Annotated in this window: 19 protein-coding genes; 17 read left to right on the top strand and 2 right to left on the bottom strand. The window is 59.1% G+C overall.

The genetic code is table 11. From position 1 onward, the window contains the following. The first annotated feature begins 6 nt into the window (after positions 1-6). The 6 genes from ccoO (at position 7) to Q7V46_RS15295 (ending at position 3,975) form a co-directional block, all read left to right on the top strand. Positions 7-627 (top strand): cytochrome-c oxidase, cbb3-type subunit II, encoded by a 621-nt coding sequence (gene ccoO, locus Q7V46_RS15270; RefSeq protein WP_304914409.1) that lies wholly within the window; start codon positions 7-9, stop codon positions 625-627. Positions 628-648: 21 nt separating this feature from the next. Next, complete coding sequence (locus Q7V46_RS15275; RefSeq protein ID WP_370690366.1) at positions 649-780, top strand: cbb3-type cytochrome oxidase subunit 3; 132 nt, start codon at positions 649-651, stop codon at positions 778-780. A 27-nt stretch (positions 781-807) separates the two neighbouring features. After that, on the top strand, positions 808-1,716 hold the full coding sequence (gene ccoP / locus Q7V46_RS15280; protein WP_304914411.1) for a cytochrome-c oxidase, cbb3-type subunit III: 909 nt from the start codon (positions 808-810) through the stop codon (positions 1,714-1,716). A gap of 88 nt (positions 1,717-1,804) precedes the next feature. Further along, a complete protein-coding gene (gene ccoG, locus Q7V46_RS15285) occupies positions 1,805-3,274 on the top strand; it encodes a cytochrome c oxidase accessory protein CcoG (RefSeq protein WP_370690357.1) in 1,470 nt (489 codons plus the stop codon). A 43-nt stretch (positions 3,275-3,317) separates the two neighbouring features. Beyond that, the gene (locus Q7V46_RS15290) at positions 3,318-3,614 is read left to right on the top strand and encodes a hypothetical protein (protein ID WP_304914412.1); all 297 of its coding nucleotides are present in this window, start codon (positions 3,318-3,320) and stop codon (positions 3,612-3,614) included. Between the two features lie 70 nt (positions 3,615-3,684). After that, a complete protein-coding gene (locus tag Q7V46_RS15295) occupies positions 3,685-3,975 on the top strand; it encodes a hypothetical protein (RefSeq protein ID WP_304914413.1) in 291 nt (96 codons plus the stop codon). 109 nt (positions 3,976-4,084) lie between these two features. Here the strand turns inward: Q7V46_RS15295 and fnr are convergent, their stop codons facing one another. After that, positions 4,085-4,804: a fumarate/nitrate reduction transcriptional regulator Fnr gene (gene fnr / locus Q7V46_RS15300; RefSeq protein WP_304914414.1), complete on the bottom strand. Its 720-nt coding sequence runs from the start codon at positions 4,802-4,804 to the stop codon at positions 4,085-4,087. 173 nt (positions 4,805-4,977) lie between these two features. On the opposite strand from fnr, the gene hemN reads away from it, so the two are divergent. Together hemN and Q7V46_RS15310 are read left to right on the top strand one after the other, a co-directional pair. After that, the gene (hemN, locus tag Q7V46_RS15305; RefSeq protein ID WP_304914415.1) at positions 4,978-6,357 is read left to right on the top strand and encodes an oxygen-independent coproporphyrinogen III oxidase; all 1,380 of its coding nucleotides are present in this window, start codon (positions 4,978-4,980) and stop codon (positions 6,355-6,357) included. A 33-nt stretch (positions 6,358-6,390) separates the two neighbouring features. After that, positions 6,391-7,062, top strand: coding sequence for a sulfite exporter TauE/SafE family protein (locus Q7V46_RS15310; RefSeq protein ID WP_304914416.1), 672 nt, complete (start codon positions 6,391-6,393; stop codon positions 7,060-7,062). On the opposite strand, the gene Q7V46_RS15315 is transcribed toward Q7V46_RS15310, so the two are convergent. Then, a complete protein-coding gene (locus Q7V46_RS15315; RefSeq protein WP_304914417.1) occupies positions 7,063-7,983 on the bottom strand; it encodes a DMT family transporter in 921 nt (306 codons plus the stop codon). A gap of 393 nt (positions 7,984-8,376) precedes the next feature. Here Q7V46_RS15315 and aceA point away from each other — a divergent pair, with 393 nt between their 5' ends. The 9 genes from aceA (at position 8,377) to Q7V46_RS15360 (ending at position 18,181) form a co-directional block, all read left to right on the top strand. Further along, entirely contained in the window at positions 8,377-9,708 is a 1,332-nt protein-coding gene (gene aceA / locus Q7V46_RS15320) for an isocitrate lyase (protein ID WP_304914418.1), read from the top strand. Between the two features lie 328 nt (positions 9,709-10,036). Beyond that, a complete protein-coding gene (gene thrS / locus Q7V46_RS15325; protein WP_304914419.1) occupies positions 10,037-11,944 on the top strand; it encodes a threonine--tRNA ligase in 1,908 nt (635 codons plus the stop codon). 108 nt (positions 11,945-12,052) lie between these two features. Beyond that, on the top strand, positions 12,053-12,658 hold the full coding sequence (gene infC, locus Q7V46_RS15330; protein WP_304914572.1) for a translation initiation factor IF-3: 606 nt from the start codon (positions 12,053-12,055) through the stop codon (positions 12,656-12,658). 175 nt (positions 12,659-12,833) lie between these two features. Further along, positions 12,834-13,037 (top strand): 50S ribosomal protein L35, encoded by a 204-nt coding sequence (gene rpmI / locus Q7V46_RS15335; RefSeq protein WP_066151481.1) that lies wholly within the window; start codon positions 12,834-12,836, stop codon positions 13,035-13,037. A 24-nt stretch (positions 13,038-13,061) separates the two neighbouring features. Then, positions 13,062-13,421 carry a 50S ribosomal protein L20 gene (gene rplT / locus Q7V46_RS15340; RefSeq protein WP_056274988.1) on the top strand — a complete coding sequence of 120 codons (360 nt, stop codon included), beginning with the start codon at positions 13,062-13,064 and terminating at the stop codon, positions 13,419-13,421. Between the two features lie 115 nt (positions 13,422-13,536). Next, complete coding sequence (gene pheS / locus Q7V46_RS15345; RefSeq protein WP_304914420.1) at positions 13,537-14,589, top strand: phenylalanine--tRNA ligase subunit alpha; 1,053 nt, start codon at positions 13,537-13,539, stop codon at positions 14,587-14,589. 125 nt (positions 14,590-14,714) lie between these two features. Continuing rightward, entirely contained in the window at positions 14,715-17,150 is a 2,436-nt protein-coding gene (pheT, locus tag Q7V46_RS15350; RefSeq protein ID WP_304914421.1) for a phenylalanine--tRNA ligase subunit beta, read from the top strand. A gap of 31 nt (positions 17,151-17,181) precedes the next feature. Further along, positions 17,182-17,508, top strand: a complete 327-nt coding sequence (locus Q7V46_RS15355; protein ID WP_304914422.1) for an integration host factor subunit alpha — start codon at positions 17,182-17,184, stop codon at positions 17,506-17,508. A gap of 199 nt (positions 17,509-17,707) precedes the next feature. Beyond that, positions 17,708-18,181, top strand: a complete 474-nt coding sequence (locus Q7V46_RS15360) for a MerR family transcriptional regulator (protein WP_304914423.1) — start codon at positions 17,708-17,710, stop codon at positions 18,179-18,181. The last annotated feature ends 15 nt before the right edge of the window (positions 18,182-18,196 follow it).

Genomic DNA, 18,196 nt, shown 5'->3' on the forward strand with positions numbered 1-18,196 from the left:
AACAACATGGCCAATAACGAAAAACCCACGGGTCACGCGCGGATCGAGACCAACAACTTCCTGATGATCGTGCTGATCACGCTGGTGATCGCCGTCGGCGGCCTGGTGGAAATCGTCCCGCTGTTCTTCCAGAAATCCACCACCCAGCCGATCGAAGGCCTCAAGCCCTACACGGCATTGCAGATCGCCGGGCGGGACATTTACGTGAAGGAGGGGTGCTACAACTGCCACTCCCAGATGATCCGGCCGTTCCAGGCTGAAACCCTGCGGTACGGTCCCTATTCGGTAGCGGGCGAGTTCGTGTACGACCGTCCGTTCCAGTGGGGCTCCAAGCGCACGGGACCGGATTTGCACCGGGTAGGGGGTCGCTACAGCGACGAATGGCACCGCATTCACCTGGTCAATCCGCGCGACCTGGTGCCAGAGTCCAACATGCCTGCCTACCCCTGGCTTGAAAGGAAGTACGTGGACGAGACAGGCCTGCCCAAGCGCATGCAGGTGCTGCGAACACTGGGTGCGCCTTATTCCGATGAAGAAATCGCGTCCTCCATCGAAGATGTCAAGGGCAAGACCGAAATGGAAGCCCTCATCGCCTACCTGCAGGTGCTCGGCACTGCGCGCAAGTAAAACAAGGAGATCGACGTGGAAATCAACGACCTGCGCAGCATCGTTACCGTCGTCAGCCTCATCACGTTTGTAGGCATCGTGGTCTGGGCCTGGTCCAAGCGGAACAAGGCTGATTTCGATGAAGCGGCCCGTTTGCCGTTCAACGAAGACTGATCCTCGGAATCAAAAAAGAGAAACATCATGAGCGACTTCACAAGCGATTTCTGGCACTACTACGTGGCCGGTCTGACTCTGGTCAGCATCCTTGCCTGCCTGGTGCTGCTGTGGATCAGCGGCACCACCAAGGCGGCCACCCACGCCGACAACACCACTGGCCATGTGTGGGACGGTGATCTCCAGGAAATGAACAATCCGCTGCCCAAGTGGTGGGTCTATCTGTTTGTCATCACGGTGGTGTTTTCGCTGGCGTATGGCGTGCTCTACCCCATGTTTGGCAAGTACCAGGGCGCATTGGGCTGGTCTTCCGCCGGCCAACACACCGCAGAAGTGGAGAAGATGCAGCAAGACATCGCTCCCATCTACGCCAGGTTCAACGACATGAAGCCCGAAGATCTGGCAGGCGATGCACAGGCCATGGCCATTGGCGAGCGCCTGTTCATGAACAATTGCGCTCAATGCCACGGATCTGATGCCAGGGGTGCGCGCAGTTTTCCCAACCTGACGGATGGCGACTGGCAGTGGGGTGGCGACCCGCAAGCCATCAAGACCACCATCACGGAAGGCCGCGTGGGTGTGATGCCGCCCATGGGCGCGGCGGTCGGTAGTGCCGAAGATGTCCGCAACCTTGCGCACTATGTGCTGAGCCTGTCGGGAAGCCCGAGCGACTCGATTCGCGCGGCGCTGGGGAAAGACAAGTTTGGTGCTTGCGCAGCCTGTCACGGCATGGATGGCAAGGGCAACACGGCGCTCGGCGCGCCGAACCTCACCGATGGCATCTGGTTGCATGGCTGGGGCGAAGAGGCCGTGGTCCGTGCGATCAACAACGGATTTACGAATCAGATGCCTGCCCAGAATGTGCTGTTGAACGAGGCTCAGATTCACGTGCTGACCGGATACGTTTGGGGCCTGTCAAACAGACCCGCCAACTGAAGCCGCTTTTCATGACTTTGGCGACCTGACGGTCGCCAAAGGTTTTTTTCATTTCCCAGGTCCATCAGTCTCCCCATTTGGGACCCCCGTGAGCTCAACCACACCAGACCCGAACCGCATCATTCCCATTGTCCCAGCCGATCCAAATTCCGGGCCGGCCGCAGGCGAGGGGGAAGACGCGGAAATGGTGTCGCTATATGCCTCGCGGCAGAAAATCTACCCACGATCGGTGGCAGGTGTCTTTTCGTCGTGGCGCTGGGTGACGGTATGGATCACGCAGATCGTGTTCTACGGTCTGCCCTGGCTGGAGTGGAATGCGCGGCAAGCCGTGCTCTTTGATCTGGAGGCGCGGCGTTTCTACATCTTCGGGCTGGTGCTCTACCCGCAGGACTTCATCTACCTCACAGGTTTGTTGGTCATCTCGGCACTGTCGCTGTTCCTGTTCACTGCCGTGGCGGGTCGCTTGTGGTGTGGATTTGCCTGCCCTCAGACGGTTTACACAGAGATTTTTCTCTGGATTGAAAAGAAAGTTGAAGGCGACCGATCGGCGCGCATGCGGCTGGACCAAGCGGCGTTCTCGGTCCAGAAGCTCAGCAAGAAGTGGCTCAAGCACGCATTGTGGATCGCCTTTTCGCTCTGGACCGGGTTCACTTTCGTGGGCTATTTCACCCCGATTCGGGAACTCGCCATGCTGTCACTGGCGGCGTCGCTGGGTCCCTGGCAAACCTTCTGGGTGTTTTTCTACGGATTTGCCACCTACGGCAATGCCGGTTTCATGCGCGAGCAGGTGTGCAAGTACATGTGCCCTTACGCGCGCTTCCAGAGTGCGATGTTCGATCGCGACACCATGATCGTCACCTACGACGAAAAACGGGGAGAACCTCGCGGTGCCCGATCGAAAAAGGCCGATCCCAAGGCGCTTGGCCTGGGTGCCTGCGTCGACTGCACGCTGTGCGTTCAGGTCTGCCCCACGGGCATCGACATTCGCAAGGGCTTGCAATACGAATGCATAGGGTGTGCCGCGTGTGTGGACGTGTGCGACACCGTGATGGACAAGGTCGGCTACCCCAGAGGTCTCATCAAGTTCTCCACCCAGAATGGCATCGCGCAGGGCTGGACCAGCCGGCAGATGATTCGCAGAGCGCTGCGACCCAGGGTTCTGATCTACACCGCCATTCTGCTCGCAATCACTTTGTCGGTCGGTGTCAGCCTGTTCATGCGCACGCCCCTCAAGGTGGACGTGATCCGCGATCGTGGTGCGCTCGCACGGATGGTCGAGCAAGGCCGGATTGAAAACGTGTTCCGGCTGCAGATCATGAATGCCACAGAGTCCCCCCAGCGCTACGTGATCTCGGTCACAGGATTGCCTGGCATTGAGATCGCTTCCGACACGGAGGTTGAAGTGCTGCCCACCGAGGCCCGGTCGGCGGCGGTCCGGGTGCAGATTCCACCTGGTGCTGCCACCACCGGTTCCCACACGATTCATTTCGATATCCGTTCTACTGGTGACAATGTGTATCAGGTATCCGAAAAGGCAGCCTTTCTGGTGCCGCGCTGACCTTCACTGATCGCACAATGCCATTTCAATTCTGGAGACACACATGAGCGACACTTCCCTGCTGCCATCGCCCCGAAAGACAGACATCCCGTGGTGGAAAATTCCACAGGTTTTGCTCATTCCGGCCCTCCTGCTGAGTGGCGTGGTCGCCACCAGTACCATGGTCGTCATCTCTGCCATGGACCAGGATCCGGTGCTGGACAAAGAGGTGTACGAGCGGGAACGGCGTGCCGCACTTGCTCTTGAGGGGCAGGCGAAAATTGATGCCTTGATGGCCGTACAGCCCGCCCATCAGGGCAGAAATCATGCCGCTTCACCCATCGTGCCCACTGACGAATGAGCGCGCGCAGACCGATCGCACCTAGCGGGGCCGTTCTGCGTCATCAACAAAGCAGTCAAGGAGAGACCCCATGTGGGCACAGCGTTTGATGTGGATAGCCTGGCCCGCCTTTCTGGTAGCCGCTGTGCTGGAGATGGTGGTGTTTGCCCTTGTGGACCCCAGCGATCTGCACTGGTTTGGCGCACCACTGCCGTTTTCCCGTGAAGCCGTCTACACCATGGCGTTTTTCGTGTTTTGGGCTGCCGCCATGGTTTCCAGCGCCTTGACGACCTTGCTCGCCATGTCTCCTTTCGAAGTCAATCGGTGCCCGACCCCTGAACACCAGCGCCCCAAAGACTGCGCTCGCGAGGGCAACTGCTGAGCGCAGGCCAGGTCGGCAAACGACACAAAAAACCCCACCAGCCCAGAGGCTGTGTGGGGTTTCTGATCATCTGCGGGCTAATGCCGGTATCGAGCTTCAGGTTCTCGGGTCAACGGCAGTTCTGCGAATTCACGATCTGCTTGAGGCCCTCGGTGTTCTTGATGTGCACGTAGCGCTGCTTGACGTCGATGATGCCATCCTCCACAAACTTCGAGAAAGTGCGACTCACCGTTTCCAGCTTCATGCCGAGATAGCTACCGATTTCCTCCCGCGTCATGCGAAGGATCAACTCGGACTGGGAAAAACCGCGGGCGTGCAGGCGCTGGACAAGGTTGAGCAGGAAAGCAGCCAGACGCTCGTCGGCACGCATGCTGCCCAGCAGCAACATCACGCTGTGATCGCGAACGATCTCGCGGCTCATGATCTTGTGCACATGGTGCTGCAGTGTGGTGAATTCACGCGAAAGCTCTTCCACCTGGTCAAAAGGCATCACACAGACAACGGCGTCTTCCAGCGCGATGGCATCGCAGGAATGGTGGTCGCTCACGATGCCATCCAGCCCGATGATTTCACCGGTCATCTGAAAACCGGTGACTTGGTCGCGGCCGTCGGCGGTGGTCACGCAAGTCTTGAAGAACCCCGATCGCACGGCAAACAGCGATGTGAAGCGCTCGCCTGTGCTGAAAAGCGCGGTGCCTCGTTTGACCTTCCGGCGGGTGGAAATCACGTTGTCGAGCTTGCTCATTTCCTCCGCGTTCAGTCCCATCGGCAAACACAACTCTCGCAGGTTGCAGTTGGAACAAGCGACTTTGATGGTCTGTGCATCCATGGTTTCTTATCCTTTGGCTTTTGAGCTTAACCCATTGAGTGAACCCACGTCTAATGACCTTCCTGTGGCTTGCAACGGTCTATGGGTTGCAAAAGCCCAGCGGGCTTGATGAACATCAAGGGCAGTTGGCCTTGCGTGATGCACATTCGGTTCATTGAAATGGAGATTTGTCTGTGAGTCACGTTGTATCCCCTGAACTGCTCAGTCGCTTCGATGTGCCGGGTCCGCGCTACACCTCGTACCCCACCGCAGACCGGTTTGTCGAGGCTTTCACGGAACAGGACTACATCCAGGCGCTCGAGCAACGCCGTGTGGGTTCGATGGCCCTGCCACTCTCCCTCTACGTTCATGTGCCGTTCTGTGAGTCGGTGTGCTACTACTGCGCCTGCAACAAGGTCATCACCAAGCACCATGAGCGCGCTGCAGAGTATCTGCGCTACCTATCTCGTGAAATGGAGCTGCAGATCCAGCACTTTGGTCAAGGGCACAGTGTCTCTCAACTGCATCTGGGAGGGGGTACACCCACCTTTCTTTCCGACGCCGAACTCGAAGACCTCATGAGCATGATCCGGCGCCACTTCACGCTGACGCCTGGCGGGGAGTATTCGATCGAGGTCGATCCCCGGACCGTTACCGAAGGCCGCTTGCAGGCTTTGGCACGCCTGGGGTTCAATCGGCTGAGCTTCGGCGTGCAGGATTTCGACCCCGCCGTCCAGAAAGCCGTACACCGGGTCCAGCCGGCCGAACAGGTCTTTTCGCTGGTCGAGAGTGCGCGAAAGATCGGCTTCGAGTCCATCAATGTGGACCTGATCTACGGCTTGCCGCTGCAGACACCAGAGTCATTCGCCCGTACGCTGGTTCAGGTCAACGAACTGCGGCCCGACCGCATCGCGCTGTATGCGTACGCCCATCTGCCCACGCGCTTCAAGCCACAGCGCCGGATCGTGTCGGCCGACCTGCCCAGCGGCAGGGACAAGCTGGCCATGCTCTCCGCTTCGCTTGACAGCCTGTTGGGCGCCGGCTATGTGTACGTGGGAATGGACCATTTCGCATTGCCAACAGATGCGCTGGCGGTCGCCAAAAGGCAAGGGCGCCTGCACCGCAACTTCCAGGGGTACAGCACCCAGCCTGACTGCGACCTGATTGCGCTGGGCGTATCGGCCATTGGCCGCATCGGCGCCACTTACAGCCAGAATGCCAAGACGCTGGAGGAGTATTACGACAGCCTTGATCAGGGGCGTCTGCCCATTGTCCGGGGGCTGGCACTGTCCCGCGACGATCTGCTGCGCCGCTGCGTCATCATGGCCATCATGTGCCAGGGTCAGCTGGATTTCGAATCGGTGGATCTCGGCCACCTGATTGATTTCAGGACCTATTTCGCACGCGAACTGGAAGTCTTGTCTGAACTCGCCGACCACGGCCTCGTCACAATCGACGATAGCGGCGTGCAGGTCACGCCCACTGGCTGGTATCTGGTGCGAGCCATTGCCATGGTGTTCGACAAGAACTTGCAGGTGGATCGGGACAGAGCCCGGTTTTCCAAGATCATTTGAGCGGGTAGGGCAGGCCACTGCTACATTGACAGCATGCAAACCTCCATGGCGATCACCGCCCTGTTCATGGGTCTGGTGGGCGGACCCCACTGCGTCGCCATGTGTGGTGCAGCCTGTGCGGGAATCGGGCGTGCTGCAGGTGATCAGAGCACCCGTGCCTTGATGACTTTTCAGTTCAGCCGCATGCTGGGCTACGCGCTGGTGGGCGCCCTGGCGGCAGGCTCTGTGCAAGGTCTCGCCTGGCTGGGCACCAACACCGCCGTGATTCGCCCCGTCTGGACCATGTTTCACGTCGCCGCGCTCTTGCTGGGTGCTGTGCTGATGTGGCAGGCCAGGCAACCCGCGTGGATCGAGACACTGGGTCAGAACGTCTGGCGCAAAGCCCGACCGGCGCTTGTTCGCATGGGGCCACGCGCTCCTGTGGTGCTGGGCGTCGCGTGGGCACTGATGCCCTGCGGCCTGCTGTATTCAGCGCTGCTGGTGGCCTCGTTGTCGGCCAACGCACTGGAAGGCGCCGCCATCATGGCACTGTTCGCACTGGGGACCTCGATCTCGCTGACAGCTGGTCCCTGGTTGCTGCTGCGCCTTCGCCAGGCAAGATCGGGCGCATGGGGCATCCGGCTGGCGGGTTTTGCCCTGGCCGTCACGTCGGGGTGGGCCCTTTGGATGGGCATCACGGATCCCACCGGTTTGTGGTGTGCGTGATCAAGTCGTTCGCCGGGTGGGTAAAGTGGCCAGCACAAGGCCCAGGAGGGCAATGCCAAATGCCAGCACCTGAACACCACTGAGACGTTCACCCATGAACATCACGCCGATGGTGGCAGCGCTGATCGGAAGCATCACAGTGAACACGCCCGCCTGTGACGCCGGCACTTTTTTCAGACCGGTCATCCACAGCCAGACCGTCCACACGCTGGCTGCGAGCCCGTAGAACAGCAGCAACCCCCAGACCGGAAGGCTCACGGCACTGAAGTCAAATTGCCATGCAGCCCACATGCCGAATGGGGTGACCAGCGCAAAACCCCAAAGGTTGATGATGGCTGAAATGCGTTTGGGCCCCAGCCCATCTGTCAGGCGTTTGCCGATCACCACATAGGCGGCCTCGCACACCACCGCAGCAAACACCAGCATATTGCCCAGCAGCGCGCGGTTCATGCCAAACATGGCGGCCGCATCGGGGCTGGATACGGAGGTTGGCACCCCTTTCTGTAGCGAGAAAAGTCCGATCCCGACGGCCGCGCAAGCAATGCCGGCGGCACTGCGTCGCCCGATGCGTTCCTTGAGGAAGAGCCAGCTCAGCAATGCAACAACCGCTGGAATGGAGGACATCACCACACCAGCGGCCACGGCGGTTGTCATGCTGACGCCAAACAGCATGCAGATTGAAAACAGGAAGTTGCCCAGAAACGACTCCAGGAACAACAGTCTCTTCGTGTGCGGCGCTATCCGAGGCTCGTCGGCTGGCTTCTTCAACCATCGAAACATCGCAATACCGCCAATGCCAAACCGCAACCAGGCCAGCAGAAACACCGGGAACACGAGCACCAGTGGCTTTGAGAGCGCCACATAGCTGCCAACAAGAGACATGCTCAGGGCAAGGCATGCGTAGGCCCACCAGCGATTCATGGGTAATGGCGAATTTGAGTTGGAAGAGGTTCAGGGCACCGAATCATGCCCTACCACCCTGGGAGGGCGACTTCTGCTGTGCTTTGGCGCAGTTTTTTTCCAGACACATCGTGGCACGGTGTGTCTGGCTCGGAATCCCACATTGAGGAAAAACATTTTCTTAATGTGAAAAACAAAAATGGTGCGATGCAAAAATATTTCTTGATATGAGAGAAATGATTTCTTAATGAGAAAAGAAGGCCAAATACCGTTGATTTTTAAGAGAAAAATATATGTCTTATATAAGACACAAGAGCTATGAAAAGTCTTCTATAAGACTTAAAGTTCTCACATCGGCACCGCTCTTGCAATGCGGTCTTCCGAACCATCCACATCAACCTCACGGAGCACTCCATGCCTCAATCCCTCACCGAGCAACTCAGCCGCGCACAGCAAATCGAAGCCCTGGAAAAAGACTGGGCCACCAACCCGCGCTGGAAAGGCGTGAAGCGCGGTTACTCCGCCGCCGATGTCGTGCGCTTGCGCGGCAGCATGCAGATCGAGCACACGCTGGCCAAGCGCGGCGCCGAGAAGCTGTGGGACAAGGTCAATGGCGGCTCCAAGAAAGGCTATGTGAACGCCTTCGGCGCGATCTCCGCCGGCCAGGCCATGCAGCAGGCCAAAGCGGGCCTTGAAGCCGTGTACCTGTCGGGCTGGCAAGTCGCCGCCGACGGCAACACCTCCGAAACCATGTACCCCGACCAGTCGCTGTATGCCTACGACTCGGTGCCCACCATGGTCCGCCGCATCAACAACACCTTCAAGCGTGCCGACGAAATTCAGTGGGGCCGTGGTATCGAGCCGGGCAGCCCGGAGTTCATCGACTACTTCCTGCCCATCGTGGCCGACGCCGAAGCCGGTTTCGGCGGTGTGTTGAACGCCTTCGAATTGATGAAGAACATGATCGCCGCCGGTGCCGCAGGCGTGCACTTCGAAGACCAGCTGGCCGCCGTGAAGAAGTGCGGTCATATGGGTGGCAAGGTGCTCGTGCCCACGCAAGAGGCTTGCGAAAAGCTGATCGCCGCGCGCTTCGCCGCCGACGTGATGGGCGTGTCCACCATCGTGCTGGCCCGCACAGATGCCGAAGCCGCCAACCTCATCACCAGCGACCACGACGCCAATGACAAGCCCTTCCTGACCGGCGAGCGCACGCAAGAAGGCTTCTACCGTGTCAAGAACGGCCTGGAGCAAGCCATCAGCCGCGGCATCGCCTACGCACCCTATGCCGATCTGGTGTGGTGCGAGACCGGTGTGCCCGACATCGGCTTCGCCCGCGAGTTCGCCCAGGCCGTGCAGGCCGCCTGCCCAGGCAAGCTGCTGTCGTACAACTGCTCGCCTTCCTTCAACTGGAAGAAAAACCTCAACGACAAGCAGATTGCCTCGTTCCAGGAAGATCTGGCCGCGCTGGGCTACAAGTACCAGTTCATCACGCTGGCCGGTATCCACATCAACTGGTTCAACACCTTCCAGTTCGCCCACGCCTACGCTCGCGGCGAAGGCATGAAGCACTACACCGAGATGGTGCAGGAGCCCGAATTCGCTGCACGCGAAAAAGGCTATACCTTCGTGTCGCACCAGCAGGAAGTGGGCGCAGGTTACTTCGACGACGTGACCACCGTGATCCAGGGCGGTTCTTCCAGCGTGAAGGCCTTGACTGGCTCGACCGAAGAAGAGCAGTTCCACTAACGTCTCATATCCGCCCCCGTGCGGTGTGTAGCGATGAGAGCCCGGGCTGGCCCCGGGCTTTTTTTGTCGCTGGGCCGCCCCAAGACAAAAATGTCCCCCTGGGGGGGCAGCGACGCGCGCAGCGCGGGAGCGTGGGGGCCACATTTTTGTGGGAAAATCCAGGCTTCTTTGAACACTGCAAGAGCGAGAAAGGCAATCTGGTTATGACACCGCGAACTCAGGATATCTTCCTCCTGGCCTTGTAGGGCCTGCAGTTCGCGCCTGCCCGATTTTTTCTCCCCCACACCAGCGCGGCCCATGCCGCGCTTTTTGTTTTCTGGATCACCCCATGTTGCACATTACGCTCCCAGACGGTTCCCAACGCGAATTCCCAGGCCCGGTCACCGTCGCAGAAGTGGCGGCTTCGATTGGCAGTGGTCTGGCCAAGGCCGCGCTGGCCGGCAAGATTGATGGCAAAGTGGTTGACACCAGCTTTCTCATCGCGCAGGACAGCCCGCTGTCTATCGTCACTGCCAAGGATCCGGATGGCCTGGAAGTGATCCGGCACTCCACCGCCCACTTGCTGGCGTATGCGGTGAAGGAGTTGTTCCCCGATGCACAAGTGACCATCGGCCCCGTGATTGAGCACGGCTTCTTCTACGACTTCTCATACAAGCGACCCTTCACGCCCGAAGACCTGGTGGCGATCGAGAAGCGCATGACCGAGCTGGCCAACATGGACGAGCCCGTCGTGCGCCGCGTGCTGCCACGTGATGAGGCCGTGGCGCACTTCAAGGGCATGGGTGAGCACTACAAGGCCGAGATCATCGCCAGCATCCCGAGCAATGAAGACGTGTCCCTCTATCGTGAAGGCGCGTTCGAAGACCTTTGTCGTGGCCCGCACGTACCCAGCACCGGCAAGCTCAAGCACTTCAAGCTGATGAAGGTGGCTGGCGCCTATTGGCGCGGCGACCACCGCAACGAAATGTTGCAGCGCATCTATGGCACTGCCTGGGCCACCAAGGACGAGTTGCAGCAGCACCTGTCCATGATCGAAGAGGCCGAAAAGCGCGACCACCGCAAACTGGGCCGCGAGCTCGACCTGTTTCATCTGGATGAGCACGCCCCTGGACTGGTTTTCTGGCACCCCAAGGGCTGGACGCTGTGGCAGGAGGTGGAGCAGTACATGCGCCGCGTCTACCGCGACAACGGCTACCAGGAGGTCAAAGGCCCGCAGATCATCGACAAGTCGCTGTGGGAGAAGACCGGTCACTGGGACAAGTACCGCGATGCCATGTTCACCACCGAGAGTGAAAAGCGCGACTACGCCCTGAAGCCCATGAATTGCCCGGGCCACATCCTGATCTACAAGCAGGGCATCAAAAGCTACCGCGATCTGCCCTTGCGTTACGGTGAGTTCGGCCAATGCCACCGCAACGAGCCCAGTGGCGGCCTGCACGGCATCATGCGTGTGCGCGGGTTCACGCAGGACGACGGTCACATTTTCTGCACCGAAGAGCAGATCCTGCCCGAATGCCTGGCCTACACCACACTGTTGCAGAAGGTGTACGCCGATTTTGGCTTCAAGAACATCATTTACAAAGTGGCGACGAGGCCAGAAGCGCGCATCGGTTCAGACGAGGTATGGGACAAGGCCGAACATGCGCTCATGGAAAGCCTTCGTGCCTCCGGATGCGAATTCGAGATCGCGCCGGGCGACGGTGCTTTCTATGGACCGAAGATCGAGTACACGCTCAAAGATGCGATCGGTCGGCAGTGGCAGTGCGGCACCATGCAGGTCGATTTCTCGATGCCAGAGCGCCTCGATGCCGAGTACGTGGGCGAAGATGGTGCGCGACACCGACCCGTGATGCTGCACCGTGCCATCGTGGGCAGCATGGAGCGGTTCATCGGCATCCTCATCGAGGAGCACGCTGGCGCGTTACCTACCTGGCTGGCCCCGGTGCAGGTAGCGGTGCTCAATATCACCGACTCTCAGGCCGAATACTGTCGCGAAATCACCAAAGCGTTGCAAAATCAAGGGGTTAGGGTGGTTACGGACCTGCGCAACGAGAAAATCACGTATAAAATACGGGAGCACGCGTTGCAAAAGCTACCTTTCATCCTTGTCGTGGGCGACAAGGAGAAAGAGGCTGGCGCCGTGGCTGTGCGGGCTCGAGGTAACAAAGACCTCGGTGTCATGCCGCTGGAAGCCTTTTCCAAACTCATTGCGGCAGACGTTTCATCCAAAGTTTGATATCAAACGCTCCGGTTGATGCCCCCGCTGCTGCGGCACTCTGCGTGTGCACCAAGGCGACCAAATGGTCGCCACTTACATTAATTTGCCCACATAAAGGATTTCGCCATAGCTACCAACTTTCGCGACCGCCGCCAACGTGAAGAGCGCGCGCACAGATTGAACCGTGAAATCATGGCACCTGAGGTTCGCCTCAACGGGCCTGAGAATGAACCACTGGGAATCGTCAGTCTGCAAGAAGCGCTGCGCATGGCCGGTGAGCTGGACGTGGACTTGGTCGAGATTGCGGCCACTGCCATTCCTCCGGTGTGTCGATTGATGGACTACGGCAAGTTCAAGTACCAGGAGCAAAAGAAGGCAGCCGAGGCAAAAGCCAAGCAAACTGTCATCGAGATCAAGGAAGTCAAGTTCCGGCCGGGCACCGACGACGGTGACTACAACATCAAGATGCGCAACATTCGCCGCTTTCTGGATGATGGAGACAAATGCAAGATCACGTTGCGCTTTCGAGGCCGCGAGATCACGCACCAGGAACTTGGCTTGGCGTTGTTGAACCGGATTCGAGACGAGCTGGCAGACTCCATTGTGGTGGAGCAGTTTCCCAAACTCGAAGGGCGCCAGATGATCATGATGATTGCGCCGGGTCGAAAGAAGGCCGGCGGGGCGGCGGTGAAAGCGGCAGCAGAGCCCGTGGCCGAGAAGCCCGCGGCTTGATGGAAAAAAGGATTGGGCGGGCAGGGTAGTCTCCTGCTGGCCTGAGGAGTCGGCCGAAATGCCGGCGACCGAACTAGGAGGGCCGAAAGGTCTTCCTTAAAAAGTGGCTCGGGGCCAACAAGTCCGCGGAAGGTTCGCGGCGCCTCACGAGCACAAATGAAAAAGGAGCATGAATATGCCCAAAATGAAGACCAAGAGCAGCGCGAAGAAGCGTTTTCGCGTTCGTCCCGGTGGCACCGTCAAGCGCGGTCAAGCCTTCAAACGTCACATTCTGACCAAGAAGACCACCAAGAACAAGCGCCACTTGCGTGGAGCAGTCACTGTGCATGAGACCAACATGGGTCACATGGCGCAGATGCTGCCCGGCATGGGTATTTGATCAACGACGAACAGGAGAACACACATGCCTCGCGTCAAACGTGGTGTCACGGCTCGCGCCCGACACAAAAAAGTACTGGCTCTGGCCAAAGGGTTCCGTGGCCGTCGCGGTAACGTCTTCCGCATCGCCAAACAGGCGGTGATGAAGGCGGGGCAATACGCCTACCGTGATCGTCGCACCAAGAAGCGCGTCTTCCGTCAGTTGTGGATTGCCCGTATCAACGCCGGTGCTCGCGCATGCGGCCTGACGTACAGCCAGTTTGCCAACGGTCTGAAGAAGGCTTCGATCGAAATCGACCGCAAGGTTCTGGCCGATCTGGCCGTGAACGATCCGGCTGCCTTCGGCAGCATCGTGGAGCAAGTCAAAGCCAAGCTGGCCGCTTGATTCACGACAGGGATGCACCTCGGTGCTTCCCGGTCGCTCAAAGGGGTTGAGGCTTGAGGGAATTCCCTCGGTGGCTTCAGCCCCTTTTTTGTTGACATCGATTTCAAGTAAACACATGAATGAGCTGGACGCACTGGTAGACAACGCCCGAACAGGGTTTTCACAAGCTACCACCCCTGCCGACCTGGAAAACGTCAAGGCCCTGTACCTCGGCAAGACCGGCCGAATTACCGAGCTGATGAAGGGCATGGCAGCGCTTTCGGTTGAAGAGAAAAAAAGCCGGGGCGCAGCCATCAATCTGGCCAAGCAAGCCGTTGAGGCAGCCCTCACCGAGCGCCGTCAGGCACTGGCCGACGCTGAGCTCCAGATCCAGCTGAAGGCCGAGGCGCTGGATGTGACATTGCCAGGGCGCCAGCGCGGGCAGGGCGGCTTGCACCCGGTGAGTCTTACCCTGGAGCGCATCGAAGCGATCTTTGGCTCGATGGGTTTTGAAGTGGCCGAGGGCCCTGAGATCGAATCCGACTGGTTCAACTTCACCGCGCTCAACACGCCAGAAGACCACCCAGCGCGTTCCATGCATGACACGTTCTACGTGGAAGGTGGCAGCGAAAAGGCGCCCAACCTGTTACGGACCCACACCAGTCCGATGCAGATTCGCCATGCGGTGCAACACGTCAAGCGCCATCGTGCAAACCTTGATGCGGGTTTACCGATGCCAGAAATTCGTGTCATCGCTCCTGGACGCACTTACCGTGTGGACAGCGACGCCACGCACTCACCCATGTTCCACCAATGCGAAGGCCTGTGGATTGGCGAGAACGTGAGCTTCAAAGACCTGAAATTTGTCTTCACCGACTTTTGCCGCACATTCTTTGAGTCGGAAGATCTGGTGTTGCGTTTTCGCCCCAGTTTTTTCCCGTTCACCGAACCCAGTGCCGAGATCGACATCCAGTTTCAAGAGGGACCACTCGCTGGACGTTGGCTCGAAGTCGCGGGGTCGGGGCAGGTGCATCCGAATGTGGTCCGCAACATGGGCCTGGATCCTGAAAAGTACATCGGATTTGCCTTCGGCATGGGCCCGGACCGGCTGACCATGCTGCGTTACGGCGTGAACGACCTGCGCCTGTTTTTCGACGGCGATGTCCGTTTCCTTGCCCAGTTCCGCTAGCGCATGTTCATACCTGCGACGCTTCGCTTCATTCCCTCGAGGGGACAACACCGGCAGCCTGGCAACGCAGGCTCTGTGGTGAGTCGGACCCTAGCCCTTGCTGCGCCCCCGTACTGAGTCGTTTCATGCAATTTCCTGAATCCTGGCTACGCGCCTTCTGCAATCCGCCCCTCACCAGTCAACAACTGGCCGACACCTTGACCATGGCCGGTCTGGAGGTTGAAGCGCTCGAACCGGTCGCGCCGCCGTTTTCCCACATCGTCGTGGGTGAAATCAAAGCTGCAGAGCAACACCCCAACGCCGACCGCCTTCGGGTGTGCAAGGTGGACGTGGGGCAAGGCAATCTGCTCAACATTGTGTGCGGTGCGCCCAATGCCCGCGTTGGCATCAAGGTGCCTTGCGCCTTGGTGGGGGCAGAGCTGCCGCCAGGCGAGGACGGCAAGCCGTTCCTGATCAAGCTGGGACAGCTGCGAGGCGTCGAAAGCCAGGGCATGCTCTGTTCGGCGCGCGAGCTCAGGCTGAGCGAAGACCATGGCGGATTGCTGGAGCTACCGGCTGATGCGCTGGTGGGCCGCAACATCCGCGAGCAGCTTCAGCTGGATGACATGCTGTTCACCCTCAAGCTCACACCCAACCTTGCCCATTGCCTGAGCGTCTACGGCATTGCGCGGGAGGTGTCCGCATTGACGGGTACACCAATGAAGGAGCCGGAATTTCCAGTGATGTCCGTGTCCTTGCAAGAGCGGTTGCCGGTGACCGTGAGTGCGCCCGATTTGTGCGGACGCTTCACCGGCCGCATCGTGCGCGGCGTGAACACCCGTGCCACCACGCCCACCTGGATCGTCGAGCGTCTGGCGCGCTGCGGTCAACGCAGCGTCTCGCCGCTGGTGGATATTTCCAACTATGTGATGTTCGAGCTGGGGCGCCCTTCACATATTTTTGACCTCGACAAGATCCACGGCGGCCTGCAGGTGCGATGGGGACAAGAAGGCGAGACACTGAAACTGCTCAACGGCAACACCGTTGCGGTGGACGCCCAGGTGGGCGTGATCGCTGATGAGCAATCTGTGGAATCGCTGGCTGGCATCATGGGCGGAGACTCGACTGCTGTGTCTGACGACACACAGAACATCTACATCGAGGCTGCCTTCTGGTGGCCCAAGTCGATCGCCGGGCGCTCGCGCCGCTACAACTTTTCCACCGACGCCGGTCACCGCTTCGAGCGCGGCGTGGACCCGTCGACCACCGTCGAGCATGTCGAGCGCATCACGCAACTGGTCCTGGAAGTGTGCGGTGGACAGGTCGGCCCGGTCGATGACCACGTGGTCAACCTGCCGGTGCCCATGCCGGTCACGCTGCGCGTGGCGCGTGCGGTCAAAGTGATTGGCATGCCGCTTACCCAGGTTCAGTGTGTTGACGCCCTGCGCCGCCTGGGACTGGCGCTGCAGGAGGGCAACGGGACAATCACGGTCACGCCACCATCCCACCGTTTTGACATCCAGATCGAGGAAGACCTGATCGAGGAAGTCGCACGTGTGGTGGGCTACAACGAGCTGCCCGAGACGCCGCCGCTGGCACCGATCACCGCCAAGGTCCGGTCTGAAGCGAAGCGCGGTCCATTTGCAGTGCGTCGAGTGCTCGCCCAACTGGGTTACCAGGAAACCATCAACTTCAGCTTTGTGGAGGAGCGCTGGGAGCGTGAACTGGCTGGCAACGCAGATCCCATCCGGCTGCTCAACCCCATTGCCAGCCAGATGAGCGTGATGCGCTCGTCATTGCTCGGTAGCCTGGTGTCGGTGCTCAAGTTCAACCTTGATCGCCGCGCAGAGCGGGTACGGCTGTTCGAAGTCGGACGGGTGTTTCGAAAGGACGCTTCTATCGCGGCAAGTGACACCGCCGTGGCAGGATTTGATCAGCCAATGCGCGTCGCCGGCCTTGCTTTTGGCTCCGTAGAATCCTTGCAGTGGGGACTGATCGAACGCCACGCAGACTTTTTCGATGTAAAGGGCGACGTGCAGGCACTGCTCGCGCCATGGACACCGGAGTTTCGCGCCTGCGAGCACCCGGCATTCCATCCGGGTAGAAGTGCCGCCGTCTGGCTGCATGACCAATGTATCGGCCATGTGGGTGAGCTGCATCCACGCTGGCGCCAGACTTACGAGCTGCCGCTCGCAGCTGTCATGTTCGAGCTGGACCTCAATGCTGTGCTGAATCGGCAGGTCCCTGTTTATCTGCCGGTGAGTCGATATCAGTCTGTCCAACGGGACCTGGCGATTGTGGTGAAAGAAAGTGTGACCCACGCTGCCATCATGGAAGCCATTCATGCTGCAGAGAGCCCTTGGCTGCACGATGCACTGCTGTTTGACGTCTACCGACCCAAAAAGCAGGCTGTTCTGGGGGATACCTTGACCGGAGGGCTGGCAGCAGACGAAAAAAGTCTGGCGGTGCGACTGGTGCTCAAGCGTGACGACGCTACACTGACCGAAGAGGCGATTGAATCCAACGTGAAATCGGTGCTGGGCTCGCTTCAGGAAAGGGTGGCAGCCCGACTTCGTACATGACTGATGGATCGAGAGGATGGAGGATACCCGCATGGAGCTAGCTGTTGAAAGTCTGGAAACCCCCGCGCTGACCAAGGCGCAGCTGGCCGAAATGCTGTTTGATCAGATCGGGCTGAATAAGCGCGAGTCGAAAGACATGATTGACGCATTTTTCGACCTGGTGACGGACAGTTTGGTCGAAGGGGATGACGTCAAGATCTCCGGTTTCGGGAATTTCCAGATTCGAACCAAGGCCCCTCGTCCGGGGCGCAATCCACGCACGGGTGAGCCGGTGAAGATAGATGCCCGCAGAGTGGTTACATTCCACGCCAGTCCGAAGCTCAAGGAGCAGGTGCAAACAGCCGTCATCGGAGGGTAGATCCATAGGCTTCAGGCGCATATGGGGATCGAAAGGCGTCCAACGACTGGTTGCACGCTCTGGAAGCACAGTGAGTGCCATCGAAAAGACGGCAGAGCATGCCGTTTGCAACACTTTCGAGACATTTTTGCCTGCCTCTGCACACGACGGGCTCTGTTAGAGTAAATTTCAAGGTTCGGTCTGTACCGCCTTGATTTTCATGGAAAAAACGCTCCCATCTATCCCGGCCAAACGCTATTTCACTATTGGCGAAGTGGGGGATTTGTGCGGCGTAAAACCTCACGTGCTTCGGTATTGGGAGCAGGAATTCACCCAACTGCGTCCAATGAAACGCCGGGGGAATCGCCGTTACTACCAGCACCACGAGGTGCTCATGATCCGGCGGATTCGTGAGCTTTTGTACGACCAGGGCTTCACCATCAGCGGGGCCCGCAACAAGTTGCAGGAAATCGTGCAAGCGGAGCGCGAGCAACGTCGACACGACGACAGCGAGCCTATCGAGGTGATCGAACTGACGGTCAATGGGAGTGGAGAAAATGAGGACGCAGTCTTGCCCGCCCAACTTCACAATCGGCTGGACTCGGTCGCAAGGAATGGCTCATCGTTTTCTCTTGTCCATGAGGTGCGCAGAGAGTTGCTCGAAATTCGCGAACTCCTCAGACATCAGGTCTGAAACCCAAATATTGCA

Source organism: Hydrogenophaga sp. (genome assembly GCF_030651625.1).
Classification (GTDB): domain Bacteria; phylum Pseudomonadota; class Gammaproteobacteria; order Burkholderiales; family Burkholderiaceae_C; genus Hydrogenophaga.